Source organism: Pseudomonas sp. ZL2, from assembly GCF_054788455.1.
The window spans coordinates 40669-67336 of sequence record NZ_JBGOGX010000057.1 but is presented as its reverse complement, the minus strand read 5'-3'; the positions used below and the strand labels follow the sequence as shown (position 1 = coordinate 67336).

Here is a 26668-nt window from a genome sequence, read left to right as displayed (position 1 = left end):
GGCGGCGACCCGAACAGGGGCTCAGGCCAGCAGCGCCCTGAGATCGTGGTACAGGGCCTGCGGGATCTCCACGCCCTCCACCAGGCTGCGCGCGCGTGCTGCATAACGGCGCGCAGACGGCAGCCGCGCGCCCTGCCCTTCGATGCTCTCGAATACCGCTTCGGCGCGGGCCAGGTGCTGATCGGCGGCATCGCCCAGAAACCTGCGCGGGTCCAGGGCGATCAGCAATTCGCCGTGGTACGGCGAGGCTTTGCTGCCGTCGGCATGGGCCAGGGATTCGGCACTGGTCAAGTCGCCGATCAAGGGACCGGCGATCAGCTCGACCATTGCCGCCAGCGCCGAGCCCTTGTGCCCGCCGAAGGTCAGCATCGCACCCCGATCCAGCACGACGTTGGGGTCGGTGCTGGGCTGGCCGTGCTCGTCGACGCCCCAGCCTTCGGGAATGGCCTTGCCCGCACGCCGATGCAGTTCGATGTCACCCCGGGCGATGGCACTGGTGGCGAAGTCGAAGACATAAGGATGCTGGCCCGCCCGCGGCCAGCCGAAGGCGATGGGGTTGGTGCCGAACACCGGCCGATGCCCGCCGGCCGGCGCGACCCAGGCATGGCTGGGGGTGAACGCCAGGGCCACCAGGCCGGCCTCGGCCAGTTGCTCGATCTCGACCCATAATGCGGAAAAGTGCACACAGCGGTTGATCGCCAGGGCCGCGATGCCATTGCTGTGGGTCTTGGCTTGCAACAACGGCAAGCCGGCCTGGAACGCCAGCTGGGAGAACCCGCCGCCGGCGTCCACGCGCACGATAGAAGGCGCCTGGTCAACGACCTCGGGGCGGGCATCGGCAACCACCTTGCCGGCCTTGAGCGAGCTGACGCACCCCAGTACCCGGTACAGGCCATGGGATGCGCAGCCATCGCGTTCGCCGGCGACGATGGTGTCGCTCACCGCCTTGGCGTGGTCGGCGCAAAAGCCGTTGTGCAAGAGGATCGAACAGGCAAGCGAATGGGCTTCGGACAGGGTCAGTCGGATCATGGTCATCTCCTTGGGCTGACTGTCCAGCCTGCCCTAAGCCCAACTGCGCCGACTTGATCGCTTTAGCCCCGTGTGATGACGAACTCGGCACAGTGGGCGCGGCGGTGCGACGACTCGACTTGCCCCGCGATGGCCTCACCCGACAATTAACTACCGCAGGCCGCCCCTGTCTCGATGATTCCATGCCACCTCACTCACCACGAGATGCTTGTGATCATGTCCTCCTCCCAAACTTCCTCCGCTGAAAGTACCGTGCGCCATTTTCGCACCCTGCTCTCCCCGCTTGAAACCGCCGAGCAACCACAATGGTTGCTGGCGGCAACCCCGCCCCAGAAGCGTTTGCTCGCCAAACTGCAGCAGCACGGTCGCCAGGCCCGCAAGGCGGCCATGGAGCACTTTGCCAGGCTTTCCACCGTGTACGACTACGCCAGGCAATTCGATGACTTCGGCATCAAGGACAGCAAGGACATCACCCCCGCCGACCTGGCCAGGCACAGCAACGCCGACCTTGTGACTTACACCGACTACCTGAAGCCGTATTTTCGCCTGGCATCGCTGCGCGAGGCCAAAATGGATGCCTTCGAGGCGAGCCTGCGTGAAGAAGCGCTGATTGCGCAGATCCAGGGCCATGTACAGGCGAGCGGTTCGAGTTGCCTCAACCAGGTTCTGGCCAATCTGGCGCAAGACAAGCAAGGGGAAACACCCTCCCAGGCGCTCTTGAGCACTCGTCATCCGCTGCTGCACCTGAATGTGCTGGGTAGCATCGCCGTGCCGCAGATCCTGCTGATCTGCCACGACAGCAGCGACGATAGCCACTGCGTTGCCTTCGTGCCGGGCCACCCGCAACACCCGCTGAAGGAATACCCCAACCGCCGCCACTTCCTCGCCAGCCTGCAGCGGGAACTGGAGAGCGCCGAGTTCCAGGCATTCTTCGAACGTTTCATCCCCGTGCGTCATCATTCAGCCTTCTGGGCCGGCTTGCACGCCACCAGCGATGCCGCCACCGGCCCGGCGCTGGCCACCGCAGCAGTGGCATCCGGGTTGCGCGGCTGGGCGTTCGACAAGATGGTCGAACGTATCACCGACGATGCCTGGACCCTGGTGCGGGCCACCTTGCCGGATGGCCTGGGTAGCAGCGGCGAGATGCGCAATTTTTCCACGCTGATTCAGAGCCACCTGATGTTGGGTGCGGGCGTCGGCGTCAGCGCAGGCGAAGAAGCGGAAGGACGCAGCCCCTCCGACAGCATCGCCCCCCTGCGCTGGGTGCGCTTGCCCGACGGCAGCCTCGAGCGCTGGCCTGTGGACCTGAGCCGCTACCGTCTGCGCGGCGATGTCGAGGCCGGCGAGCCTGATGAGCAAGGCCTCTACCAGATCAACGGCGACACTGCGATCTGCATCAACGGGCGCTTCTACCTGGTCGAGTGGCACAACGCGCTGAAAAAATGGCGTATCACCAGCCGGACCGAAGAAAACCGCTACGCGCCGATCCTCGAGCACAACCAGCACGGTGCCTGGCACCATAGCCTGGAGCAGCCGCAGCATTGGAGCAGGCTGGCGCTGCTGCGGCGCCTGGGGCCGATGGTGCAGGGCTTCAGCGATGATCAACTGCTGGATTTCGCCTGCATCAGTGGCGTCAGCAACGCCCAACTGCGCCGGGTCTACAGCCTCGACGAAGCGCCGCCGGCAATGTTGCGCGAAACCCTGCTGCGCGCGCGCATCCACGCCTCGGTGACCGAAACCCTGCAACTGATCAAAGAAGGCAAACCCCTGCCCGACGACGAAGAAGTGCCCGTGCTGTACAGCTTCCGGCAATTAGTGGACATTCGCCTGGACCGCGGCCCGACGTACAGCCGCCCGCGGCGCAGCCCGGGAGATGCCCCGCCGACGGGTACCTGCTCGGCCGATCAGGCCTGCAACAGGCCGCCCGAGGACGTCTACCAGGAGTGGGTCAGCCGCCTGAACGCGGCCATTTTCAACCACCGCTACGAACTGGCGCAGGTCAACGTCGACATCGCCGTGGTGGAACTGCAACGCCACTACCCGGACATCCCTCTGACCCTGACCCGCTTTGCCCTCGACCGCGTCAGGGCAGAAGTGCGCAATGCGTTGCGCGCCCCCGGCCAGGGTCTGCTGCGCAGCCTGAGCGAAGACTTCGATCCGTTGCAGGAAGATCTGCGCATGACCCGGGCACTGGAGGGCTTCATCAACCCATCGACCGCCAACTGGGACACCTACCGGCTGGCTGTGGGCTTGCTCGAATATCTGCAGGGCTGGCCACCGGGCACCGGCCTGGTCCTGCGCGAAAGGTACCTGGGGCCCGTCCAGGCTTCGGTGGGGCCGGTACACGTGGATTCCACCAGTGTGTACCGGGACGAGGAAGAAGGCTGGTTCGCCAGCAGTGCGCATCAGGTCCTGCATAGTCAGGACTCCACCGCGCTGGGCTTTTACCGCAGCGTGCTGTACGCCCTGGGTGAATCACTCAGCCAGGGCCTGGGCTTTGGCCTGAACGAGCCTGAACGGCTGTACCAGCAGCTTGGCGAGCTGGCCATGGCCCGCCCGGTGCGCGCGCGGCTGCTGTTGGGAATGCCGGTGCATCGCCCCTGGCTCACTCCCGTAGCCCTGGATCCAGCCCAGCGCAGCGACCCGCAAGGCGGCGGCCCCGGCCTGTTCGAACGGGAACCTGTCGCCGTGCGTCTGCGCGCGCTGCACAGCGGCCAAGGCATGTTCGTGCTGAGCGCCCCCTTCGCCGAAGACTTCATTCGGGAACTGCTCAGGCGTGATGAACCGGTTCTGGAGCGGGTCCAGCAACTGGAACGCGAACATCACGCCCTGCGCAGCTTGCAGGCCTGGGTCGCAGGCGGAGCGGACATTCGGACCCGGGCTGCCCGTGCCAATGCGGCAGACCGGGTGAGGTTTGCCTGGGAATCGCAACTCAACCTGCGCATGGTCCAACTCGATCTGACTGACGCGAATCTGGACGAGTTGCCACCTGTTCCGGTGCCATTGCCGGCTGTCGAAGCGCTGACCATCAGCGAGGTGCCCATCACCACAGTCGGCGATGGCTTCCTGCAACGCCTGCCCAACCTGCGCCATATCGACCTCAATAGCCCCACGCTTGCCAACCTGCCGCAATCCCTTGGCGACCTGGCGCACCTGACGCACCTGGATCTGTCACGCACGCAAGTGCTGCCCGGGACCTTGCACATGCTGAGCCGGGCGCGCCATCTGCAGAATCTTTACCTCAATGACATGAACGTCAATGGCTTCCACTGGACTGCGCAGGATATGGCCGCTGTCAGCACAAGCCCGGTCTTGAGTACCCTGACGATAGAGCGCACCGACACCTCATTCGCCGACGGGGTCTTCGAGGTGCTGAGCCGTGCGCCCAGCCTTGTTGCCCTCAGACTGGGCGAAAGCCACTTGCACCTGGGGGCAAGCGAAGTAGCGGCACTGGCCCGGATGACCCGCTTGCGCATGCTTGATCTGTCTGGCAATACACTGGTTGCCGCACCTGACTTCAGCCAGATGAGCGACCTGGAGGATCTCAACCTGCGCAACACCGGCCTTACCCATTGGCCTGTCGGCCTGGAGCGGCTTGGGCATCTGGCCGAAGTGGATCTGCGCGGGTTGTTCTTCTACAGCGTGCCACTGGGTGCCGGGAGCAATGCCGCCCTGCAGATCCGTGAAGAGTCGATCCCCGAGGAGGATCGCGTGCGTTTTCGCAGTGAACTGGAGGCCGCCGGCGGGGATTTTTTGCTGGCGGATCACTCCAGCGCCTCGAGTGCCGGTTCAGAGAGCAGTGGCTCCGGGAGTGGCGGCCCCCTGCCCCCCGCGGCCCTCGCTGCACAGCTGCTCGTCGGCCTTTCACCGCAGGACCGCCAGCAAGCAGACACCCTGCGCGCCGACCCGGCGGCGGCGAATTTTTTCGCGGTTCTGTGGCGCATGCACGGGCGCAATCGCACGCGGTTGGCTGACATCCAGGCCGTGCTTCGCGCGGCATTCAGCGACGAGGTACGCCGCGCGCTGTTTGAAGTGGTCGACGAAATCACCTGCGTCGACCGGGATGCACTGATGTTCTCGCAAATGCAGAACCTGGCCGAAGCCGCACGGATCATGTCCGGCATCCCGGAAGACAGCACACCCCATGAGATGCTCGGCTTTGCCATCAGCCAATGGCGTTCGGCACGGCTGCAGGAGTATGTGGCCGAAAGTACTGGCGCCTGGCGTCGCCAGGGCTTTGATGTCAGCGACCCAGTGGAGGTTGAGCTGTACTTTCGCCGGCACCTGGCCGAGCGCCTGGGCCTGAGGCACCCGCCCACCGAGCAGGCCTTCAGTGTCTACACCCGCTGGGTAACCCCGAACATGCTTGAGCAGGCGGCCCGCAGCGTGATCGCCGAGCAGCAGAACCTGCTTGAGCTCTATCTGGTCAGGCAGGCGTTCTGGCAACGCTACCTGCGATTCGCCCACGCGCGCCAGATGTCGTTGATCGACACCTGGCGCGCGCAGGTGGGGGGTTACCTGGATAGCCTGGCCAGCGAAGCAGAACTGCCTGGCGAACTGCCCGAGTTCGAGCACCTGCAACTGAGCCGGGTGCTGGCCCAAGTACGCGGCGTGCCAGTAGCGGAGGCACTTCCCGTCGGTCTACGGCTGAACTCAGTCCAATACACCCGAGCCTACGAGGTACTGGCCACCTTGGTCGAGCAAGCCATGATCGAGCTGAGCACGCCGTTGCTCAGTGCTTACCAGCAGCAAAGCGGCGAACCGCGTCCGGGGCCGTCCTGGCGTTCTTGAGCCAGTAACCCATCGCAGGGCAAGCCCGCTCCCATGGTTGGAGCGGGCTTGCCCCGCGATGAGTGATTTTCACACCCCCTCGACAATAATCACCTCGGCCCTCGCCACTCCCTGCCTGAACGCGCACGCCTGTTGATACTCATCCGACCGGTAACACGCCAGCGCCCGCTCATAGGATTCGAACTCGATCACCACACTGCGCTGCGGCGTCACCCTGCCCTCCACGGCCTCGCTGCGCCCACCCCGGGCCAGCAGCTTGCCGCCAAACGCGGCAAAGGCTGCCGGTGCCCGCTGGGTGTACTGCTGATACTGCTCGGGGTCGCTGACATCGACATGAGCAATCCAGTAAGCCTTCATTGCACGCTCCCGCCTCAGGTTAATTTGTATTATGGTATACCATAAAATCTAACCCAGACAGCGAGCACGCCGCAATGCCCTTCAACAGCATCGAAGACATTCTCGAGGACTACCGCCAGGGCAAGATGGTCCTGCTGGTGGACGACGAAGACCGCGAAAACGAAGGCGACCTGCTGATCGCCGCCGAACGCTGCGACGCCCAGGCCATCAGCTTCATGGCCCGTGAAGCACGGGGGCTGATCTGCCTGACCCTGACCGACGAGCACTGCCAGCGCCTGGGCCTTGAGCAGATGGTGCCGGCCAATGGCAGCGCCTTCAGCACCGCCTTTACCGTGTCGATCGAGGCGGCGCGCGGGGTGACCACCGGCATTTCCGCCGCCGACCGCGCCTGCACGGTCGCGGCTGCCGTAGCGCCCGGTGCCCGCGCCGAAGACCTGGTGCAACCCGGGCATATCTTCCCCCTGCGCGCCCGCGAAGGCGGCGTGCTGACTCGCGCCGGGCACACAGAAGCCGGTTGCGACCTGGCACGCCTGGCCGGCTTCAGCCCCGCCTCGGTCATCGTCGAAGTGCTCAATGACGACGGCACCATGGCCCGGCGCCCGGACCTGGAAGTGTTCGCCGCCCGCCACGGGATCAAGATCGGCACCATCGCCGACCTGATTCACTACCGCCTGAGTACCGAGCAGACGGTCAAACGCATCGGTGAGCGCGAGCTGCCTACCGTGCACGGTGTCTTTCGTCTGGTGACCTATGAGGATTGCGTCGAAGGCGGTGTGCACATGGCCATGGTGATGGGCGATATCCGCCGCGAACAACCAACGCTTGTGCGGGTGCATATGATCGACCCGCTGCGCGACCTGGTCGGTGCCGAGTACACCGGCCCCGCCAACTGGACCCTGTGGGCGGCCCTGCAGAAGGTGGCTGACGAGGGCTGCGGGGTGGTGGTGATCCTCGCCAACCATGAGTCCTCGCAAGCCCTGCTTGAACGTGTCCCTCACCTGACCCAGCCACCGCGCCCCTACCAGCGCGGGCAATCGCGCACCTATTCGGAGGTGGGTACCGGTGCGCAGATTCTCCAGGACCTGGGCGTGGGCCAACTGCGTCACCTGGGCCCGCCGCTGAAGTATGCAGGACTTACCGGCTATAACCTGGAAGTGGTGCAGAGCATCCCGTTCAGCGCTGCCTTGTAGGGCCTACCGCGGGGCAAGCCCGCTCCCACAGTGTGGATCCCCGGGCTAGTCCTCAGCCTCGGGGAAATTGCGGCAACTCTTGCGCTCGGCCAGCTCCTTGTCGCTCGGACGCTGCGCCACGAACACGGCGCGGCCATCCTTGTAGATCTCCAGATAGCCCCATTCCAGGTCCTGTTCATGCTGACCGGGCTTGGGCGGATTGCGCCACCAGGGTTCGCGACTGATCAATTCCATGGCAATGGCTCTCGCTGAAACACATTACTTCACTATAGACGGTGAGTTCCGAGGGCTCTGGCCCGGGCCTCCCTACCCGTACAAGTGACCCGGGTGATAGCCGGTAGCCTGCAGCCTCTTGTCAAAAGTTTGGAATACCATAATATGATATCCCGTAGACCGAAAAACAATTGATGCTCCCCACTACAAGGCGGGCAACACAAAGCCCGCTCAAAACACAAGAAACGAGGGCGTACCTATGCTGTTCTCCAAACGCGCAAGCGCAGTGCTGGCTGCCAGCCTGCTGACATTGACCTGCCAGGCCGCCCTGGCCGCCGATAGCCTGAACTTCGTCAGCTGGGGCGGTACCACCCAGGATGCGCAGAAGCAGGCGTGGGCCGAGCCCTTCAGTGCCAGCAGCAAGATCCGCGTGGTCCAGGACGGCCCCACCGACTATGGCAAGCTCAAGGCCATGGTCGAAAGCGGCAACGTGCAGTGGGATGTGGTCGATGTCGAAGCGGATTTCGCCCTGCGTGCCGCAAGTGAAGGTCTGCTCGAACCGCTGGACTTCACCACCATCAAGCGTGATCGCCTCGACCCGCGTTTCGTCTCTGATCACGGTGTAGGATCGTTCTTCTTCTCCTTCGTCCTCGGCTACAACGAAGGCAAGCTCGGCGCCAACAAGCCACAAGATTGGACCGCACTGTTCGACACCAAGACCTACCCCGGCAAACGCGCCCTGTACAAGTGGCCGAGCCCCGGCGTGCTCGAACTGGCCCTGCTGGCCGACGGCGTCACTGCCGACAAGCTCTACCCGCTGGACCTGGACCGCGCCTTCAAAAAGCTCGACACCATCAAGAAAGACATCGTCTGGTGGGGCGGCGGCGCCCAGTCGCAGCAGTTGCTGGCCTCCGGTGAGGCGAGCCTGGGCCAGTTCTGGAACGGCCGGGTCTACGCCCTGCAACAGGATGGCGCGCCAGTCGGCGTGAGCTGGAAGCAGAACCTGGTCATGGCCGACTTCCTGGTCATCCCCAAGGGCGCAAAGAACAAGGATGCGGCAATGAAGTTCCTGGCCAATGCCAGCGGCGCTCAGGGCCAGGCCGACTTTGCCAACCTCACCGCCTATGCCCCGGTCAACCTCGACAGCATCAGCCTGCTCAAGCCCGAGCTCGCGCCCAACCTGCCGACCGCCTACGCTCAGGATCAGGTGACCCTCGATTTCGCCTACTGGGCCAAGAACGGCCCGGCCATCGCCACCCGCTGGAATGAGTGGCTGGTCAAATGAAAGTCGCCATCAATGCCCTGCAAACCCCGTCCGGCGCTGCGGCCGGCGCCAAGGGAGCAGCGATGAAGCACACGCCACCCCTGCGTGAACGCTGGCGCGGCAGCCGCAACCTGCTGCCGGCCCTGTTGTTCCTCGGCCTGTTCTTTTTCGCGCCGCTGATCGGCCTGCTGCTGCGCGGCGTGCTCGAGCCCGTCCCGGGCCTGGGCAACTACGAGCAACTGTTCGCCAACTCGGCCTACGCCCGGGTACTGTTCAACACCTTCTCGGTGGCCGGTCTGGTCACCCTGATCAGCGTGCTGCTGGGCTTTCCCCTGGCCTGGGCGATCACCCTGGTGCCACGCGGCTGGGGCCGCTGGCTGCTGAACATCGTGCTGCTGTCGATGTGGACCAGCCTGCTCGCCCGTACCTACTCCTGGCTGGTGCTGCTGCAGGCCTCGGGGGTGATCAACAAAGCGCTGATGGCCCTCGGCATCGTCGATGCGCCGCTGGAAATGGTGCACAACCTCACCGGCGTGGTGATCGGCATGAGCTACATCATGATCCCGTTCATCGTCCTGCCGCTGCAGGCGACCATGCAGGCCATCGACCCGATGGTGCTGCAGGCCGGCTCCATCTGCGGCGCCAGCCCCTGGAACAACTTCTTCAAGGTGTTCCTGCCGCTGTGCCGTTCCGGGTTGTTCTCCGGGGCCTTGATGGTGTTCGTCATGTCCCTGGGTTACTACGTGACCCCGGCGCTGCTCGGTGGCGCGCAGAACATGATGCTGCCCGAGTTCATCGTCCAGCAGGTGCAGTCCTTCCTCAACTGGGGCCTGGCCAGTGCCGCCGCCGCTTTGCTGATCGCCATCACCCTGGTGCTGTTCTACTTCTACCTGAAGCTGCAACCGGAATCCCCGGTCGGCAACAGTAACGCGAGGTAAGCCAAGATGCTCCTGACGCCCAATGCCATGAGCCGGCGCCTGCGCTTCGGCCTGTACACCACCACCGGGGTGATCGCGCTGTTTTTGCTGCTGCCGATCGTGTTCATCGTCCTGCTGTCGTTCGGCTCGTCGCAATGGCTGGTGTTCCCGCCACCGGGCTGGACGCTCAAGTGGTACGAGCAGTTCTTCTCCAACGCCGAGTGGATGGAAGCGGCCCTGGCCAGCCTCAAGGTCGCGCTGCTGACCACGGTGTTTGCCGTGGCCCTCGGCCTGCCCACCGCCTTCGCCCTGGTGCGCGGGCGTTTCCCTGGCCGGGAGATGCTCTACGGCCTGTTCACCCTGCCGATGATCGTGCCGCTGGTGATCATCGCCGTGGCGGTGTATGCCCTGTTCCTCAAGCTCGGCTACACCGGCACGCTGTTTTCCTTCGTGGTCAGCCACGTGATCGTCGCCCTGCCCTTTACCATCATCTCGATCATCAACTCGCTGAAGCTGTTCGACCAGTCGATCGAAGACGCCGCGGTGATCTGCGGCGCCTCGCGCCTGCAGGCGATCGTCAAGGTGACCTTCCCGGCGATTCGCCCGGGGATGATCGCCGGCGCGCTGTTCGCCTTCCTGGTGTCGTGGGACGAGGTGGTGCTCAGCGTGATGATGGCCAGCCCCAACCTGCAGACCCTGCCGGTAAAAATGTGGACCACCCTGCGCCAGGACCTGACCCCGGTGATCGCCGTCGCTTCGACGCTGCTGATCGGCCTGTCGGTGCTGGTGATGATGATTGCCGCCGCTCTGCGCCGGCGCAACCCGGTCAGCGCCTGAGCGCCTGGAGAATAACAAGATGAGTGCAGTCCTCAACGACAGCCAACAGGCCAAGACCCTGGTCAGCCTGCGCAACCTGAACAAGCACTACGGCGACTTTGCCGCCGTGGACGACATCAGCCTGGACATCCAGGACGGTGAATTCCTCACCTTCCTCGGCTCCAGCGGCTCGGGCAAGAGCACCACCCTGTCGATGCTCGCCGGCTTCGAAACGCCGAGCAGCGGCGAGATCCTGGTCAATGGCGCCTCGCTGGTCAACGTGCCGCCGCACAAGCGCGACATCGGCATGGTGTTCCAGCGTTACTCGCTGTTCCCGCACCTGTCGGTGCGCGACAACATCGCCTTCCCCCTGGCCATCCGCAAACGCAGCGCCGCCGAACGCGACAAGCAGGTCGATGCGATGCTCAAGCTGGTGCAACTGGACAGCTTTGCCCACCGTCGCCCGGCGCAACTGTCCGGCGGCCAGCAACAGCGGGTGGCGATCGCCCGGGCGCTGGTCTATGAGCCACGCATCCTGCTGATGGACGAACCGCTGGGGGCGCTGGACAAGAAGCTGCGCGAAGACCTGCAGGATGAACTGCGCCAGTTGCACCGGCGCCTGGGCATCACCATCGTCTACGTCACCCACGATCAGGAAGAAGCCATGCGCCTGTCCCAGCGCATCGCCATTTTCAGCCACGGCAAGATCGTCGGCCTGGGCACCGGCTACGACCTCTACCAGAACCCGCCGAATGCCTTTGTCGCCTCGTTTCTGGGCAACTCCAACTTCTTGCGGGTCAAGGCCCATGGCAATGGCGCGGCGAGTTTCGAGGGGCAGCCGGTGGCGATGCGCCTTACCCCGGGGCTGGCTGAGGGCCAGGAAGTGCTGCTGATGGTCCGCCCGGAAAAAGCCCTGGCCCTGAGTGTCGAGCAAGCGGCGCGCGAGGCATTGCCAGCGGGCTGGAACGAGGTGACGGCCAGGGTCGGGGAAGTGTTGTTCCTGGGCGAGAGCCAGACCTGCAGCGTGGTGACCACGGGCGGCACGGCGATGACGGTCAAGGCGCTGTCAGCGGCGGGGATGCCGATGCAGCCGGGCGATACGGTGAAGGTACGCTGGGCGGTGGCGGATGCTTGCGTGTATACCCAGTGGGCGGAAAGTGACCTGAACAAGGCTGCCGGAGCGCATTGAAGCCATCGCCGGCAAGGCCGGCTCCCACAGTGGATGTGTACACGCATGACATGTGGGAGCTGGCCTTGCCAGCGATGGGCCGCAAAGCGGCCCCACAATCGGTCAGGCTGGCGCCGAGGTGCGGATCAGGTGATCAAACGCCGCCAACGAAGCCTTGGCGCCCTCGCCCAGCGCAATCACGATCTGCTTGTACGGCACGGTGGTCACGTCACCGGCAGCGAACACACCCGGCAGGTTGGTCTGGCCGCGGGCATCGACGATGATCTCGCCGCGCGGGGTCAGTTCGACCGTGCCTTTGAGCCAGTCGGTATTGGGCAGCAGGCCGATCTGCACGAAGATCCCTTCCAGCGCGAGGTTATGCAGCTCATCGCTGTTGCGGTCCTTGTAGCGCAGGCCGTTGACCTTCTCGCCGTCACCGAGCACTTCGGTGGTCAGCGCACTGGTGATCACTTTCACGTTCGGCAGGCTGTGCAGCTTGCGCTGCAGCACCGCGTCGGCACGCAACTGGCTGTCGAACTCAATCAGGGTCACCTGGGCGACGATACCGGCCAGGTCGATGGCCGCTTCCACCCCCGAGTTACCGCCACCGATCACCGCCACGCGCTTGCCCTTGAACAGCGGGCCATCGCAGTGCGGGCAGTAGGCAACGCCGCGGCTACGGTATTGCTGCTCGCCCGGCACGTTCATTTCGCGCCAGCGCGCACCGGTGGCGAGGATCACGGTCTTGGCCTTGAGCGAGGCACCGCTGGCCAGGCGCACTTCGTGCAGGCCGCCGTCGGTGGCTGGAATCAAGGCTTCACCGCGCTGCAGGTTCATGATGTCGACGTCGTACTGCTTGACGTGCTCCTCAAGGGCCATGGCCAGCTTCGGCCCTTCGGTTTCCTGCACCGAGATGAAGTTCTCGATCGCCATGGTGTCGAGCACCTGACCGCCAAAACGCTCGGCGGCAACACCGGTGCGGATGCCTTTACGGGCGGCATAGATCGCCGCTGCGGCGCCCGCCGGGCCACCACCGACCACGAGAACGTCAAAGGCGTCCTTGGCGTTGATCTTCTCGGCCTGACGCTCACCGGCGCTGGTATCGAGCTTGGCGAGGATTTCTTCCAGGCCCATGCGGCCCTGGCCGAACACTTCGCCGTTGAGGTAGACGCTGGGCACGGCCATGACCTTGCGGCTCTCGACTTCGGCCTGGAACAGCGCACCGTCGATGGCGACGTGGCGAATATTGGGGTTGAGCACCGCCATCAGGTTCAGCGCCTGGACCACGTCCGGGCAGTTCTGGCACGACAGCGAGAAGTAGGTTTCAAAGTTGAACTCACCCTTGAGCGCGCTGATCTGCTCGATCACCTCTGCGCTGGCCTTGGACGGATGACCGCCGACCTGCAGCAGGGCGAGCACCAGCGAGGTGAACTCGTGGCCCATGGGGATGCCGGCAAAGCGCAGGCTAATGTCAGCTCCGGGGCGATTGAGCGAGAACGACGGACGACGAGCGTCGCGGCCATCTTCACGCAGGGTAATCAGGCTCGACAGGCCGGCGATTTCCACCAGCAGGTCGCGCAATTCGCGGGACTTCGCGCCGTCATCGAGGGAAGCAACGATCTCGATCGGCTGAGTGACCCGCTCCAGGTAGGCTTTCAACTGAGTTTTAAGCGTGGCGTCCAACATACGGGCGATTCCTTTTTCAAACGGTAGAAATAACAACGCCCGGGCGAAAGCGCCCGGGCGTTTTGCGGGGCGGTGACAACGTCAGGTGCGGTAGACCACCGCCCTCGGCTGGCTCACGGTCTTAGATCTTGCCGACCAGGTCCAGCGATGGCGCCAGGGTCGCTTCGCCTTCTTTCCACTTGGCCGGGCAGACTTCGCCTGGGTGGGCGGCAACGTACTGGGCAGCCTTGACCTTGCGCAGCAGCTCGCTGGCGTCACGGCCTACACCACCGTCGTTGAGTTCGACGATCTTGATCTGGCCTTCAGGGTTGATCACGAAGGTGCCACGGTCAGCGATACCGGCTTCTTCGATCAGCACGTCGAAGTTGCGCGAGATGACGTGGGTCGGGTCACCGATCAGCGGGTACTGGATCTTGCCGATGGTGTCCGAAGTGTCGTGCCAGGCTTTGTGGGTGAAGTGGGTGTCGGTGGACACGCCGTAGATTTCCACGCCCAGGTCTTTGAACTGCGCGTAGTTGTCGGCCAGGTCGCCCAGCTCGGTCGGGCAGACGAAGGTGAAGTCGGCCGGGTAGAAGAACACCACGGACCATTTGCCTTTCAGATCGGCATCCGAGACTTCGACGAACTTGCCCTGGTGGTAAGCGGTAGCTTTGAACGGTTTGACCTGGCTGTTGATGATAGGCATGAGTGACGCTCCTTCAGGGGGTTGAAAAAACTGATGGGAGAATCGTAGCCAATGCATTGGATTAATGCTCATTGGCAAAGCTCATGTTGTTGATTGGTTTTGGCTATAAGGCGGGGATATTAATAGAAGGGAATGATACTGAGGCTGCTGTGCGGCCTATCGCTGGCAAGCCAGCTCCCACAAAGCCAGTTGTACCTGTACCTGTGGGAGCCGGCCTTGCCGGCGATAACTTACGCCGCTTAACGCGAAGGCGTACGCAGGGTGACGAACTCTTCCGCCGCCGTCGGGTGCACGCCAATGGTCTCGTCGAACTGCTGCTTGGTCGCCCCGGCCTTGAGGGCGATGCCCAGGCCCTGGATGATCTCGCCGGCGTCCGGACCGACCATATGGCAACCCAGCACGCGGTCGGTGTCGGCATCGACCACCAGCTTCATCAGGGTCTTTTCCTGTACATCGGTGAGGGTCAGCTTCATCGGCCGGAAGCGACTTTCGAAGATCTGCACCTTGTGCCCCTGCTCCAGCGCCTGCTCTTCGGTCAGGCCAACGGTGCCGATCGGTGGCTGGCTGAACACCGCCGTGGGGATGTTCAGGTAATCCACCGGGCGGTACTGCTCAGGCTTGAACAGGCGCCGGGCCACTGCCATGCCTTCGGCCAGGGCCACCGGGGTCAGCTGCACGCGTCCGATCACGTCGCCAATGGCCAGGATCGACGGCGCGGTGGTCTGGTACAGGTCATCGACACGGATAAATCCACGAGGGTCGAGCTCGACGCCAGTGTTTTCCAGGCCCAGGTTGTCGAGCATCGGCCGCCGGCCGGTGGCGTAGAACACGCAATCGGCAACCAGCTCGCGACCGTCCTTGAGCGTGGCCTTGAGGCTGCCGTCATCCTGGCGCTCGATGCGCTGGATGTCGCTGTTGAACTGCAGGTCCATGCCGCGTTTTTCCAGCTCCTCCTTGAGGTGATCGCGCACCCCGCCGTCGAAGCCGCGCAGGAACAGGTCGCCGCGGTACAGCAGCGAGGTCTTGGCGCCCAGGCCCTGGAAGATCCCGGCAAACTCCACGGCGATATAACCGCCGCCGACCACCAGCACGCGCTTGGGCAGATCCTTGAGGTAGAACGCCTCGTTGGAGCTGATCGCCAGCTCCTTGCCCTGAATGTCCGGGATCTGCGGCCAGCCGCCAGTGGCAATGAGGATGTGCTCGGCGCTGTAGCGCTGGCCATCGACTTCCACCTCATGGGCCCCCGTCAGTTTGGCGTGGCCTTCGAGCAGGGTCACACCGCTGTTGACCAGCAGGTTGCGGTAGATACCGTTGAGCCGCTCGATCTCGCGGTTCTTGTTGGCGATCAGCTGGCCCCAGTCGAACTGGGCATCTTCCAGCGACCAGCCAAAGCCTGCGGCCTGCTCGAAGTCGTCGGCAAAGTGCGCGCCGTAGACCAGCAGTTTTTTCGGCACGCAGCCAACGTTGACACAGGTACCGCCCAGGTAGCGGCTTTCGGCAACCGCCACTTTTGCACCGAAGCCTGCGGCAAAGCGCGCAGCGCGCACACCGCCAGACCCGGCACCAATCACGAACAGATCAAAATCGTAGGTCATCTCGATGCTCTCAAGCTGCAAGTCTCAAGCTACAAGCTACAAGAAAAAGCCACCCGAAGGTGGCTTTATCAAACCGCTAGCTACCAGGCTCAGTACGCTTTGCCGGTCTTGTAGAAGTTCTCGAAGCAGAAGTTGGTCGCTTCGATGTAACCTTCGGCGCCACCGCAGTCGAAACGCTTGCCTTTGAACTTGTAGGCAATGACACAGCCATCCTGGGCCTGTTTCATCAGGGCGTCGGTGATCTGGATTTCACCGCCCTTGCCCGGCTCGGTTTCTTCGATCAGTTTGAAAATGTCCGGGGTCATGATGTAGCGGCCGATGATCGCCAGGTTCGACGGGGCATCTTCAGGCTTTGGCTTCTCGACCATGTTGCGTACACGGTACAGGTCGTCGCCGATCAGGTCACCGGCGATCACACCGTATTTGCTGGTTTCCTGCGGGTCGACTTCCATGATGGCAACAATGGTGCAGCGGTACTGTTTGTACAGCTTGACCATCTGCTTGAGCACGCCGTCACCTTCGAGGTGGACGCACAGGTCGTCCGCCAGCACCACGGCGAACGGCTCGTCGCCGATCAGCGGGCGACCGGTAAGGATCGCGTGGCCCAGGCCTTTCATTTCGGTCTGACGGGTGTAGGAGAACGAGCACTCGTCGAGCAGACGACGGATGCCGACCAGGTATTTTTCCTTGTCGGTGCCCTTGATCTGATTTTCCAGCTCGTAGCTGATGTCGAAGTGGTCTTCCAGGGCGCGCTTGCCGCGACCGGTGACGATGGAAATCTCGTTCAATCCAGCTTCCAGCGCTTCTTCAACGCCGTACTGGATCAGTGGCTTGTTCACCACCGGCAGCATTTCCTTGGGCATGGCTTTGGTAGCAGGCAGGAAGCGAGTGCCGTAACCGGCTGCCGGGAACAAGCATTTCTTGATCATATACGTCCTTAACAAGGGCTTTGCGTACGAAATTCGGCGCAGTCTAATCAGGCGGCGGTCACCTTACAATGCCCCACCACCGGGCGGCCAATGCCATCATAGAGAAATCCTGGGGTGGATAGTTCCCCCGGATCATAAATATTGCGCCGGTGGCTGACCACCGGCACGTAAATCCGGGGGCATCGAGGTCCTTACAGGCCCTGCCCGACCAGTACCCCGTCTACCTTCTGGCCATAGAGGTTGACGCCATCATTGGCGTGGAACTTCAGCCGGGTTTTCTCGATCGAGCCGTCTACCAGACGCGGATCCTGCGGCCGCTCGTGGCGGTTGATGTAAGCGGCCACGTCCCAGGCCTGCTGGTCGCTCAGGCTGCCGGGCTTGCCCAGGGGCATATTGTGCTTGATGAAAGATGCGGCCGTATTGATCCGGTGCATGCCGGCGCCCCAGTTGTAGGAGTCCTTGCCCCACAACGGCGGCATCACGTAGTCCTTGGCCACTTTCTGCCCTTCGCCATTGGCGCCGTGGCAAATGGAGCACTGGGCCTGGTACACCTGCTCACCCCGTTTGAAGTCATAGCCTTCGGCCGATTGCGGTACGTCCGGGTAGCCGCGGCCAGCGCTCTCGACACCAATCGGCGCCTTGCTTGCCAGCCAGTAGGCATATACCGACAAGGCAGTCATCTGCGGGCTGTCAGCCGCCGGTGGCTTGCCGTTCATACTGAACTGAAAGCAGCCCTGGATACGCTCGGCGAAGGTGTTGACCTTGTCGTTTTTCTTGCGATAGGCCGGATACATGGGATACGCGCCCCACAGCGGCGCCGAGTTGCCCAGGCGACCCTGGTCGAGGTGACAGTTGCTGCAGTTAAGGCCGTTACCGACGTATTCGGGCATCAACCTGCGCGTGTCGACGAACAAGGCATGGCCATCGCGGACCATCTTGCCGTAGGCATTGTCGGGCAGTTCGCTTTCCGCTGGCGGGGTGAAGCCTGGCGCGGCAGCAGGCGCGGACTTGAGCTGCGACTGGTCTTCCATGGCAATGGGTGCAGCATGGACGTTGCCCAGGCTCAGGGCCAGGGCGGCGAGGATCATCGGCTTCATGGCTTGACCTCCGGGCTGACAGGGTTGGCGAAGTAATTGGCCACGGCCTTAATCTCGTCATCGGTCATGGCCTTGGCCACACCGACCATCAGCTGGTTGGGGTCGTTGCTGCGGCTGCCGTCGCGCCAGGCGTTGAGCTGGGCAACCAGATAGCTGGCAGGTTGATGCGCCAATGGCGGGAAATGTTCGCCGACACCTGCACCACCGGGGCCGTGGCACTGCACGCAACCGGGGATTTTGCGGTTCCAGTCGCCATACAACGCCAGCTTCTGTACCGGATCTGCGGCCATTTGCTGGCGATGGCTGGCGCTGGCCGGTTCACTGGGCATGGCGGCCAGGGTGGCGGTGACCGCCTGGATTTCTTCAGCACTCAAGGCCTTGGCCAGCGGCTCCATGATCGGATGCTTGCGGCTGCCGGACTGAAAGTCATGCAACTGCTTGCTCAGGTAGGCTGCCGGCAGGCCGGCCAAGCGTGGAAAGCCGGCTGCGGCGATGCCCTTGGCATCCGGGCCATGGCAACCCAGGCAGGCCATGGCGGCAGGGTTCTGGCCACCCTGGGCAAATACTTTCTGGCCGTCGGCGGCGTGGACGGCAGGCAGTGAAAACAGCAGCAGGCTGCTGATCAGGATTCGATCCAGTGGGATCATCACGGACTCCATTTTCTTGTTATAAGCTTAGGCTTAATAGATATAAGCCTATGGATAGTAGGCCTATACGCCGTGAGCTACAACGCAGAAAGATGGCGAGATGCCAGCTGAATCGGTTAGTTGCTGAAGAAATTACCCGGAGATGCAGCGCGTCGCCGCGGTCTTCACATCACCCAGGCGCAGCGGGAAATTATTCAACCGCTCATACAGCTTGATGCTGCTGCCGCTGCCACGCTTGTCGATATCCACCAGCGCGGCCGGGCCGGCACCCACCTTTTGCGGCACGACCAGGCGCAAACCGTCGTGGCGCTCTTCCACGGCCAGCTGCCCGCGCGTCTCACTCAACTGCTGCTGCACGCAGTCGGCATATTCCTGGGGTTTCTTGCCAGAAATCACATTGAGGGTTTCCGGGCTGCGCTCCAGCTCCGACACACTTACACAGCCCCCCAGCGTTACTGCCAACGCTGCTACGACCCACTTCATCAAGCACACCTCCACCACGGAAAAAGAATATGACCACGCGCAGACCATTTCGCTCCCTTGATTGGCAGTTTTATCCTGGGCCTGGCATGAAGGCCGACAGTGTAACCGACATCATGGTATCGTTTTGATTTGCTGACAGATCCAATGCGGAGTGCAACATGAAATTCGTACACCAGCGCGAGCACCTCAACGAAGATGACATCGTGGTCATCCATTGCTCCCAGCGCTGCAATATCCGCCTGATGAACGACGCCAACTTCCGCAGCTTCAAGAACGGCGGCCGCCACACCTATCATGGCGGCGCCTTCGTCGACTTCCCGGCCAAGATCACCGTGCCCAGCACCGGCTTCTGGAACATCACTATCGACACCGTGGGCCCGCGTGCATTATCGGCAGTCACCAAGCCAACCTTCACCCACACGGTGAAGATCATCCGTCGTTCGTCGTCGAAACTGAGATAAGCCCATGAGCCAGACCACCAAGTTCGTGATCAAGTACAAGATCGATGGCGAGCAACGTTTCGACTTCGCCCAGTTGACCAGCGATGCTCCCGAGCAAGTGCAGGCAGCGCTGCAACAGCTCCACGGCGAAGACGCCAAGAAGATCACTGATATCAAGGTGAGCAAAGCGCTGTAAAACCACCTCAGCACAAGGAACCCCAGGCATGAGCCAATGGCCGGACACCCGCCTCCTCGATCTGTTCGGCATCGAACTGCCGATCCTTCAGGCGCCCATGGCCGGCTCCACCGGTTCGGCCATGGCCATTGCCGTGAGCAACGCCGGCGGCCTGGGTTCACTGCCTTGTGCCACCCTGAGCCTGGAACAGATCCGCGCCGAGCTTCAAGCCTTTCGCGAGGCAAGCAACGGCCCGCTCAACGTCAACTTCTTCTGCCATCAGCCGCCCGAGCCAGACCCGGCCCGCGACGCAGCCTGGAAGCTGGCGCTCAAACCGTACTATGAAGAGCTGGGTGCCGATTTCGAGGCACCGACGCCGGTCTCCAATCGTGCGCCCTTCGACGACGCCACCTGCCAGTTGCTCGAGCAATTCAAGCCGGCGGTGGTCAGCTTCCACTTTGGCCTGCCCGAAGCCAGCCTGCTCAAGCGGGTCAAGGCCACTGGCGCCAAGGTGCTGTCCAGCGCCACTACGGTGGATGAAGCCCTGTGGCTGGAAGATCACGGCTGCGACGCAATCATTGCCATGGGCTATGAAGCCGGCGGCCATCGCGCGATGTTCCTCAGCAGCGACCTCAATACCCAGGTCGGTACGCTGGCGCTGGTGCCGCAGATTGTCGATGCGGTGAACGTGCCGGTGATTGCCGCCGGCGGCATTGGCGACCATCGCGGCATCGTTGCCGCCCTGGCCCTGGGCGCTTCGGCGGTGCAACTGGGCACCGCCTACCTGTTCTGCCCGGAAGCCAAGGTCTCGGCGGCCCATCGCCAGGCCCTGCACAGCGCCAAGGAAAGCGACACGGCCGTCACCAACCTGTTTACCGGGCGCCCGGCACGCGGTATCCGCACGCGAATCATGCGCGAACTGGGGCCCATGAGTGACCTTGCGCCCCGCTTCCCCCTGGCTGGTGGTGCGCTGATGCCGCTGCGGGCGATCAGCGAGCCGAAAGGCAACAGCGATTTCAGCAACCTCTGGTCGGGCCAGGCGCTACGCCTGGGGCAGGCCCTGCCGGCCGGTGAACTGACGCGCACACTGGCTGAAAACGCCCTCGCCCAGCTCAAACGCTGAAGCAGTACTTCCCGTTGGCCAGGCATTCGCTATATATTCACCTATATAACGAATACCCCTCAGCCTGTGGAGCTGTTTTTCATGAGTAAGTGCGCACCGCGTTTTGCCCTGGCCGCCCTGGCCACCTTCATGACCTTGAACAGCGCCTGGGCCGATGAGGTACAGGTGGCTGTTGCCGCCAACTTCACCGCACCGATCCAGGCGATTGCCAAGGACTTCGAGAAAGACACCGGCCACACGCTGGTTGCCGCCTATGGCGCTACCGGCCAGTTCTATGCGCAGATCAAGAACGGCGCGCCGTTCGAGGTGTTCCTCGCCGCCGATGACAGCACGCCGGAAAAACTCGAAAAAGAAGGCGACACGGTCAAGGGCTCGCGCTTCACCTACGCCATCGGCACCCTGGCGCTGTGGTCGGCCAAGGATGACTATGTCGATGGCAAGGGCGATGTGCTGAAGAAAAACCAGTTCAAGCACCTGTCGATTGCCAACCCGAAAGCCGCACCTTATGGCCTGGCGGCGACTCAGGTGCTGGACAAACTGCAACTGACCGAGGCCACCAAGGCCAAGATCGTCGAAGGCCAGAACATCACCCAGGCCTTCCAGTTCGTCTCCACCGGCAATGCCGAACTGGGCTTTGTCGCCCTGTCGCAGATCTACAAGGACGGCAAGGTCAGCAGCGGTTCGGCCTGGATCGTGCCGTCCAACCTGCATGAGCCAATCAAGCAGGACGCGGTGATCCTCAACAAAGGCAAGGACAGCGCCGCAGCCAAAGCCCTGGTTGAATACCTCAAAGGCCCGAAAGCCGCTGCCGTGATCAAGTCCTACGGTTACGAAATCTGATGCCACTGGATGCCAGCGACCTCGGCGCCATCTGGCTGACCTTCAAACTGGCCAGCCTGACCACGCTGATCCTGTTGCTCATCGGTACTCCCATCGCCTGGTGGCTGGCGCGCACACGCTCGTGGCTGCGCGGGCCGGTGGGCGCGGTGGTGGCCCTGCCCTTGGTGCTGCCACCGACGGTGATCGGCTTCTACCTGTTGCTGGCCCTGGGGCCCAACGGCTGGATCGGCCAGACCACCGAAGCGCTGGGGCTGGGCACCGTGGTGTTCAGCTTCAGCGGCCTGGTGATCGGTTCGGTGGTTTATTCGATGCCCTTCGTCGTGCAACCCTTGCAGAACGCCTTCAGCGCCATTGGTGAACGGCCGCTGGAGGTGGCTGCGACCTTGCGCGCCAGCCCCTGGGACTGTTTCGTTCATGTGGTGTTGCCCTTGGCGCGCCCTGGCTTCATCACCGCCAGCATCCTCGGCTTTGCCCACACCGTCGGCGAGTTCGGCGTGGTGCTGATGATCGGCGGCAATATTCCCGACAAGACCCGGGTGGTGTCGGTGCAGATCTTCGACCATGTCGAGGCCATGGAGTACCTGCAGGCCCACTGGCTGGCCGGGGCCATGCTGGTGTTCTCTTTCCTCGTGCTGCTGGCGCTGTATTCCAGCCGCCGCGGCAAATCGGCCTGGAGCTGAGCATGGCAGCGATGATTCACGCCCGCTTGAAACTGGCGCGCGACGACTTCAGCCTGGATGTCGACCTGCAACTGCCCGGGCGCGGCATCAGCGCCCTGTTCGGCCATTCCGGCTCGGGCAAGACCACGTGCCTGCGCTGCCTGGCCGGGCTTGAGCGCGCGACCGAGGCTTACATCGAGGTCAACGGCGAAATCTGGCAGGACTCGCGCCGCGAACATTTCGTCGCCCCGCATCAACGCTCGATCGGCTATGTCTTCCAGGAGGCCAGCTTGTTTGCGCACCTGTCGGTGCTCGCCAACCTGACCTTCGGCTACAAACGCATCCCCGCCCAGCTGCGCAAGGTCAGCCTTGAGCAGGCCTGCGAACTGCTCGGCATCGAGCACCTGCTGGAGCGCAAGCCTGCGACGCTTTCCGGCGGCGAAGCCCAGCGCGTGGGCATTGCCCGGGCGCTGCTGAGCAGCCCGCAACTGTTGTTGATGGACGAGCCGCTGGCGGCCCTCGATGGCCCGCGCAAGCGCGAGATCCTGCCGTACCTTGAGCGCCTGCACAGCGAACTGGAGATTCCGCTGATCTACGTCAGCCATGCCCAGGACGAAGTCGCGCGCCTGGCCGATCACCTGGTGCTACTGGAACAGGGCAAGGTCCAGGCCAGCGGCCCGATCGCCGCCACCCTCGCCCGCCTCGATCTGCCCCTGGCCCAGGGCGATGATGCCGGGGTGATCATCGAAGGCCAGGTCAGCGCCTACAACAGCGACTACCAGTTGCTCAGCCTGCAACTGCCGCACAGCGACTTGCAGGTGCGCGTTGCCCACGAACCGCTGGCCGTCGGCATGCCGTTGCGCCTGAAGGTCCAGGCGCGTGACGTCAGCCTGAGCCTGGGCGCCGATCAGCAATCGAGCATCCTCAATCGCCTGCCGGTGACGGTCAGCGGCCACCGCCCGGCCGACAACAGCGCCCATGTGCTGGTCAGCCTGGACGCGGCCGGCACCACCTTGCTGGCGCGCATCACCCGCTATTCCGCCGACCAGCTCAAGTTGCATGCCGGGCAGTCGCTATGGGCACAGATCAAGTCGGTGGCACTGTTGGGTTGACGTTGCGGTCCATAGTACAAGCCCCGTCACTGGACCCGCGCCATGCCCGACACCGCCCTGCCCGCCGCCTTGCAGTATGTCGATGACACCCAGCCCGGCCTGCGCCGCAAGACGCTGCGCGGCAGGTTCGTCTACCTCGATGCACAAGGCGACCGGGTCACCGACCCGGCCACCCTCGAGCGGATCAGGGCCCTGGTGATCCCGCCGGCCTACACCGATGTATGGATCTGTGCCGACCCGCGAGGCCACCTGCAGGCTACCGGCCGTGATGCCCGCGGACGCAAGCAGTACCGCTACCATGCCGACTGGCGCAGCTATCGCGACAGCCACAAGTACTCACGCATGCTGGCCTTCGCCAGCCTCTTGCCCAAGGTGCGCCGGCAACTGGACAGTCATCTGGCGCGGCCGGGGCTTGATCGACAAAAGGTCATGGCCCTGGTGGTCAGCCTGCTCGACAGCACCTTGATCCGCATCGGCAATCGCCAGTACGCCCGCGACAACAAGTCCTTCGGTCTGACCACCCTGCGCAACCGTCACGTCAAGGTCAACGGCAGCGCCATCCGCTTTCAGTTTCGCGGCAAGAGCGGCATCGAACATCGGGTGACCCTGAAGAACCGGCGTCTGGCCAACCTGGTCAAACGCTGCATGGACCTGCCCGGCCAGGACCTGTTCCAGTACCAGGATGAACAGGGCCAGCGCCACAGCATCGGCTCGGCCGACGTGAACGCCTACCTGCAGGAGCTGACCGGCAGCGATTTCACCGCCAAGGACTACCGTACCTGGGCCGGCAGCGCCCTGGCCCTGAGCCTGTTGCGCCAGCTTGAGTGGCAGCCGGAGCAGGAAGCCAAGCGGCAGATCGTCGAGACCGTCAAACAGGTCGCCAGCCGCCTGGGCAATACCCCGGCAGTATGCCGGCGCTGCTATATCCATCCGGCGCTGTTGGAGCATTTCACCCTGGGCGGGCTGGCCAAGCTACCACGGCCACGCACCCGCAAGGGGCTGGAGGCCGAGGAAGTGGCCCTGGCGTGGTTTCTGCAAAACCTCCCTGCCCCTTGAAAAGCCATTCAGCGAAACCCACCTTCACTATCATGCAGAGAAATTTCCCATATTCCTTCAACCCCCCTATGCTTGCGGGTATGAGCAGTACTCGCTGTTCGGGAGCGCTCATCCAGCCAATCGGCACCTGCGACTAAAGACTCACTACAGAATCTGTGTTCGGGGGAATTAATATCCGCCGAAAGCGTCTTTAATGAAGGGAAAGAGGGATGCACCCCCTGTGTGATCCCGGCTTCTGCGGGCTACGCCTGCAAGGCAACTTACGTTACCAAGGAGAAATACATGCTGATACTCACCCGCAAGGTTGGCGAAAGCATCGTCATCAACGATGACATCAAAGTCACCATTCTGGGCGTCAAAGGGATGCAAGTGAGGATCGGCATCGATGCACCGAAAGATGTACAGGTGCACCGCGAGGAGATTTTCAAACGCATTCAGGCCGGTAGCCCGGCACCGGAAAAAGGAGGCGACGAGCACTAAGTAGCCCCCAGCTCACTCAAGCCGCACGGATGCGCTTGATCCTGACCCTGACAACCCTCCAGGTTGCAGCCGCAGGTCTCAAGGCGCCTCAGGCGCGCCAACCAGTTCCTTCACTTTGGCAATCAGTTGATCGATGTCGAAGGGTTTGTCGAACACGGCAGCGAACAGCCTGGGATTATCCCGCCCCTTGTGAGCCTGTGCCCCGCTCATCAATATGATCGGCAAGGCCTGTAGCAGCGGCTCTGCACGAATACTGACGGCCAGTGCCTCGCCATCCATCACCGGCATCATGTAATCGGTGATCACCAACTCCACTCGTTTGCCTTTCAGCAAGTCCAGGGCCTTTTGCCCATTACCGGCCAGTTCCACGTCGAAACCTTCGTCCTCCAGGGCCCAGCCCAGGATATTGGCGATCAGGTACTCGTCGTCGACGACCAGAATGGTACTCATGGTGTTGCCGGCCCCATTCTCATGATCCAGGCACCTGCGAGGGCGTCCCGGACATCACCCCCGTGGCCTGGGAAAAGGCCTTTTGCAGATCGATACCGTGGTCGCTGATGATCAGTTCCAGCAGCGCCGGATCGTAATAGCTGTCGCGCACCTTGAGGATCGACAGCAATCGCTTGAGCTCGGACTCCATCTCGACAAAGCGCATCAACAGCAGGTTGTCGACGATGCTCGAGAGGTCGGGCGCCGGTGCGTTGATTTCCGAACCGAAGATATCGCGCATTTCCCAGGTGGCCAGGACACTGACGTCACGGGCGCGCAGCTCGCCGGTCAGGGCGCGAAAGAATTCGTTCAGCCGCATCGGATTGCTTGCCAGGCGGGTGAAAGCACCGAGGCTGTCGATCAGCACACGCTTGATGTTGTGCTGCTCGACCAAGCGCAGCAAGCGCATGCCGACATCATCAAGCACGCCTTCGGTAGTCGGTTGCCAGGCAATACGCAAGGCCCCGGCGCGCTCCATGGCGGCAAAGTCGTAGCCCAGGGCGCCGGCCTTCAGGCGCAGGCGATGCGGCGTTTCATAAAAGCCGAAATGCAGACCGGGTTCTGCGACTGTCGCCGCGCCCAGAAAGCTCACGCCCAGGGAGGTTTTACCGATGCCCGACGGGCCCATTGCCAGGGTCACCGAGGCAGCGGGCAGCCCGCCTCCGAGCATGCTGTCAAACACCGGCACGCCGCTGGGGACGCGGGTCAGCTCGCCCGTGCCAGGCCCGGTCGGGTGGCTGTACAGCGACTCCAGGCGCGGGTACACCTGGATGCCGTCCTCGGTGATTTCACACTCGTGGATACCCGACAGGGCGCCGCTGCCGCGGGTCTTGCGCAACTGGATGCGGCGCACCGAGCGGCTGCCGAACAGCTCGTCACCCAGTTCGATGACACCATCGACCATGGTGTGTTCCGGGCTGCCATCGTCCAGCCGCGAGCTGGTCAGAAACAGCACGGTGCAACCGGCAAACGCCGCATGGCCATGCAGCTCGGCGATGAATTTCTTGGTGTCCAGCGGGGTTTCCGCCCGCGAGCGGGCATTGAGCAGGCCATCGACGATCAGCAGGCTGGCCTGATGGCGGCTGATTTCCCCGCGCAGCAGTTTCACCACTTCGTCCAGCCCCTCCTGCTCCATGGTGTCGAAAGCACTGACGAACTGCAGTTGCGCGCCGATTTTCGCCGGATCGAAAAAGCTCAAGGTCGACAGGTACTGGAACAGACGCTCGTGGGACTCGCTCAACAGCGTCGCCACCAGCACCCGTCCGCCATGCGCCACATGGTTGAACGCCAACTGATTGGCCAGGATGGTCTTGCCTGAACCGGGCCGTCCTTGAACGATATAGGAAGCACCGACTACCAGCCCGCCCTTGAGCAGTTCGTCGAGCCCGGGGATACCAGTGGCGAGGCGTTTGAGTGGTTCCACGATG

At 63.1% G+C, this 26668-nt stretch carries 26 protein-coding genes; 14 read left to right on the top strand and 12 right to left on the bottom strand.

The features are described 5' to 3' along the window. Positions 1 to 21 precede the first annotated feature (21 nt). Entirely contained in the window at positions 22 to 1029 is a 1008-nt protein-coding gene (locus tag ABM562_RS26130) for an Ldh family oxidoreductase (RefSeq protein WP_115086974.1), read from the bottom strand. Positions 1030 to 1245: 216 nt separating this feature from the next. Here ABM562_RS26130 and ABM562_RS26125 point away from each other — a divergent pair, with 216 nt between their 5' ends. Beyond that, positions 1246 to 5820, top strand: coding sequence for an NEL-type E3 ubiquitin ligase domain-containing protein (locus ABM562_RS26125; RefSeq protein WP_460423842.1), 4575 nt, complete (start codon positions 1246 to 1248; stop codon positions 5818 to 5820). A gap of 69 nt (positions 5821 to 5889) precedes the next feature. On the opposite strand, the gene ABM562_RS26120 is transcribed toward ABM562_RS26125, so the two are convergent. Continuing rightward, positions 5890 to 6177: a DUF1330 domain-containing protein gene (locus ABM562_RS26120; protein ID WP_115086976.1), complete on the bottom strand. Its 288-nt coding sequence runs from the start codon at positions 6175 to 6177 to the stop codon at positions 5890 to 5892. 74 nt (positions 6178 to 6251) lie between these two features. On the opposite strand from ABM562_RS26120, the gene ribBA reads away from it, so the two are divergent. After that, positions 6252 to 7367, top strand: a complete 1116-nt coding sequence (gene ribBA / locus ABM562_RS26115) for a bifunctional 3,4-dihydroxy-2-butanone-4-phosphate synthase/GTP cyclohydrolase II (protein ID WP_460423840.1) — start codon at positions 6252 to 6254, stop codon at positions 7365 to 7367. A 45-nt stretch (positions 7368 to 7412) separates the two neighbouring features. Here the strand turns inward: ribBA and ABM562_RS26110 are convergent, their stop codons facing one another. Continuing rightward, complete coding sequence (locus ABM562_RS26110) at positions 7413 to 7601, bottom strand: hypothetical protein (protein WP_134062803.1); 189 nt, start codon at positions 7599 to 7601, stop codon at positions 7413 to 7415. A gap of 238 nt (positions 7602 to 7839) precedes the next feature. On the opposite strand from ABM562_RS26110, the gene ABM562_RS26105 reads away from it, so the two are divergent. From ABM562_RS26105 to ABM562_RS26090, 4 genes are read left to right on the top strand one after another with little or no spacing between them, the layout of a single operon-like run. Continuing rightward, positions 7840 to 8865 (top strand): ABC transporter substrate-binding protein, encoded by a 1026-nt coding sequence (locus ABM562_RS26105; RefSeq protein ID WP_258577951.1) that lies wholly within the window; start codon positions 7840 to 7842, stop codon positions 8863 to 8865. Continuing rightward, a complete protein-coding gene (locus tag ABM562_RS26100; RefSeq protein ID WP_115086980.1) occupies positions 8862 to 9782 on the top strand; it encodes an ABC transporter permease in 921 nt (306 codons plus the stop codon). Before ABM562_RS26105 ends, ABM562_RS26100 begins: the two co-directional genes overlap by 4 nt. Positions 9783 to 9788: 6 nt before the next feature. After that, positions 9789 to 10598 (top strand): ABC transporter permease, encoded by an 810-nt coding sequence (locus ABM562_RS26095; RefSeq protein ID WP_115086981.1) that lies wholly within the window; start codon positions 9789 to 9791, stop codon positions 10596 to 10598. A 19-nt stretch (positions 10599 to 10617) separates the two neighbouring features. Next, the gene (locus tag ABM562_RS26090) at positions 10618 to 11766 is read left to right on the top strand and encodes an ABC transporter ATP-binding protein (protein WP_460423837.1); all 1149 of its coding nucleotides are present in this window, start codon (positions 10618 to 10620) and stop codon (positions 11764 to 11766) included. Between the two features lie 102 nt (positions 11767 to 11868). Here ABM562_RS26090 and ahpF read toward each other — a convergent pair whose 3' ends face one another. The 7 genes from ahpF to ABM562_RS26055 all read right to left on the bottom strand — a co-directional run bounded on the left by ahpF (position 11869) and on the right by ABM562_RS26055 (position 18867). Next, positions 11869 to 13431: an alkyl hydroperoxide reductase subunit F gene (ahpF, locus tag ABM562_RS26085; protein ID WP_460423835.1), complete on the bottom strand. Its 1563-nt coding sequence runs from the start codon at positions 13429 to 13431 to the stop codon at positions 11869 to 11871. Positions 13432 to 13552: 121 nt separating this feature from the next. After that, positions 13553 to 14116, bottom strand: coding sequence for an alkyl hydroperoxide reductase subunit C (gene ahpC / locus ABM562_RS26080; protein ID WP_010223911.1), 564 nt, complete (start codon positions 14114 to 14116; stop codon positions 13553 to 13555). A 239-nt stretch (positions 14117 to 14355) separates the two neighbouring features. Next, positions 14356 to 15711: a glutathione-disulfide reductase gene (gene gorA / locus ABM562_RS26075; RefSeq protein ID WP_460423833.1), complete on the bottom strand. Its 1356-nt coding sequence runs from the start codon at positions 15709 to 15711 to the stop codon at positions 14356 to 14358. An 89-nt stretch (positions 15712 to 15800) separates the two neighbouring features. Further along, a complete protein-coding gene (galU, locus tag ABM562_RS26070) occupies positions 15801 to 16640 on the bottom strand; it encodes a UTP--glucose-1-phosphate uridylyltransferase GalU (protein ID WP_107023102.1) in 840 nt (279 codons plus the stop codon). A 191-nt stretch (positions 16641 to 16831) separates the two neighbouring features. Then, on the bottom strand, positions 16832 to 17737 hold the full coding sequence (locus tag ABM562_RS26065) for a c-type cytochrome (RefSeq protein WP_115086985.1): 906 nt from the start codon (positions 17735 to 17737) through the stop codon (positions 16832 to 16834). Beyond that, the gene (locus tag ABM562_RS26060) at positions 17734 to 18384 is read right to left on the bottom strand and encodes a c-type cytochrome (RefSeq protein ID WP_115086986.1); all 651 of its coding nucleotides are present in this window, start codon (positions 18382 to 18384) and stop codon (positions 17734 to 17736) included. Before ABM562_RS26060 ends, ABM562_RS26065 begins: the two co-directional genes overlap by 4 nt. Before the next feature lie 132 nt (positions 18385 to 18516). Next, entirely contained in the window at positions 18517 to 18867 is a 351-nt protein-coding gene (locus tag ABM562_RS26055) for a hypothetical protein (protein WP_254284858.1), read from the bottom strand. 158 nt (positions 18868 to 19025) lie between these two features. On the opposite strand from ABM562_RS26055, the gene ABM562_RS26050 reads away from it, so the two are divergent. The 8 genes from ABM562_RS26050 (at position 19026) to csrA (ending at position 24752) form a co-directional block, all read left to right on the top strand. Next, positions 19026 to 19328, top strand: a complete 303-nt coding sequence (locus ABM562_RS26050) for a DUF1883 domain-containing protein (RefSeq protein WP_115086988.1) — start codon at positions 19026 to 19028, stop codon at positions 19326 to 19328. Between the two features lie 4 nt (positions 19329 to 19332). Then, positions 19333 to 19503 (top strand): hypothetical protein, encoded by a 171-nt coding sequence (locus ABM562_RS26045; RefSeq protein WP_166675690.1) that lies wholly within the window; start codon positions 19333 to 19335, stop codon positions 19501 to 19503. Positions 19504 to 19531: 28 nt separating this feature from the next. Next, on the top strand, positions 19532 to 20605 hold the full coding sequence (locus tag ABM562_RS26040; RefSeq protein ID WP_460423829.1) for an NAD(P)H-dependent flavin oxidoreductase: 1074 nt from the start codon (positions 19532 to 19534) through the stop codon (positions 20603 to 20605). Positions 20606 to 20686: 81 nt separating this feature from the next. After that, positions 20687 to 21445: a molybdate ABC transporter substrate-binding protein gene (gene modA, locus ABM562_RS26035; RefSeq protein ID WP_233674585.1), complete on the top strand. Its 759-nt coding sequence runs from the start codon at positions 20687 to 20689 to the stop codon at positions 21443 to 21445. After that, complete coding sequence (modB, locus tag ABM562_RS26030) at positions 21445 to 22125, top strand: molybdate ABC transporter permease subunit (RefSeq protein ID WP_115086991.1); 681 nt, start codon at positions 21445 to 21447, stop codon at positions 22123 to 22125. The genes modA and modB overlap by 1 nt, the downstream gene beginning before the upstream one ends. A gap of 2 nt (positions 22126 to 22127) precedes the next feature. Further along, complete coding sequence (modC, locus tag ABM562_RS26025; RefSeq protein WP_460423827.1) at positions 22128 to 23216, top strand: molybdenum ABC transporter ATP-binding protein; 1089 nt, start codon at positions 22128 to 22130, stop codon at positions 23214 to 23216. 42 nt (positions 23217 to 23258) lie between these two features. Then, positions 23259 to 24272, top strand: coding sequence for a DNA topoisomerase IB (locus tag ABM562_RS26020; protein WP_460423825.1), 1014 nt, complete (start codon positions 23259 to 23261; stop codon positions 24270 to 24272). 282 nt (positions 24273 to 24554) lie between these two features. After that, on the top strand, positions 24555 to 24752 hold the full coding sequence (gene csrA, locus ABM562_RS26015; protein WP_010223936.1) for a carbon storage regulator CsrA: 198 nt from the start codon (positions 24555 to 24557) through the stop codon (positions 24750 to 24752). 78 nt (positions 24753 to 24830) lie between these two features. Here csrA and ABM562_RS26010 read toward each other — a convergent pair whose 3' ends face one another. After that, the gene (locus ABM562_RS26010; protein ID WP_115086994.1) at positions 24831 to 25202 is read right to left on the bottom strand and encodes a response regulator; all 372 of its coding nucleotides are present in this window, start codon (positions 25200 to 25202) and stop codon (positions 24831 to 24833) included. Positions 25203 to 25221: 19 nt separating this feature from the next. Continuing rightward, positions 25222 to 26667, bottom strand: a complete 1446-nt coding sequence (locus tag ABM562_RS26005; RefSeq protein WP_233674602.1) for an ATPase domain-containing protein — start codon at positions 26665 to 26667, stop codon at positions 25222 to 25224. Position 26668 lies beyond the last annotated feature (1 nt).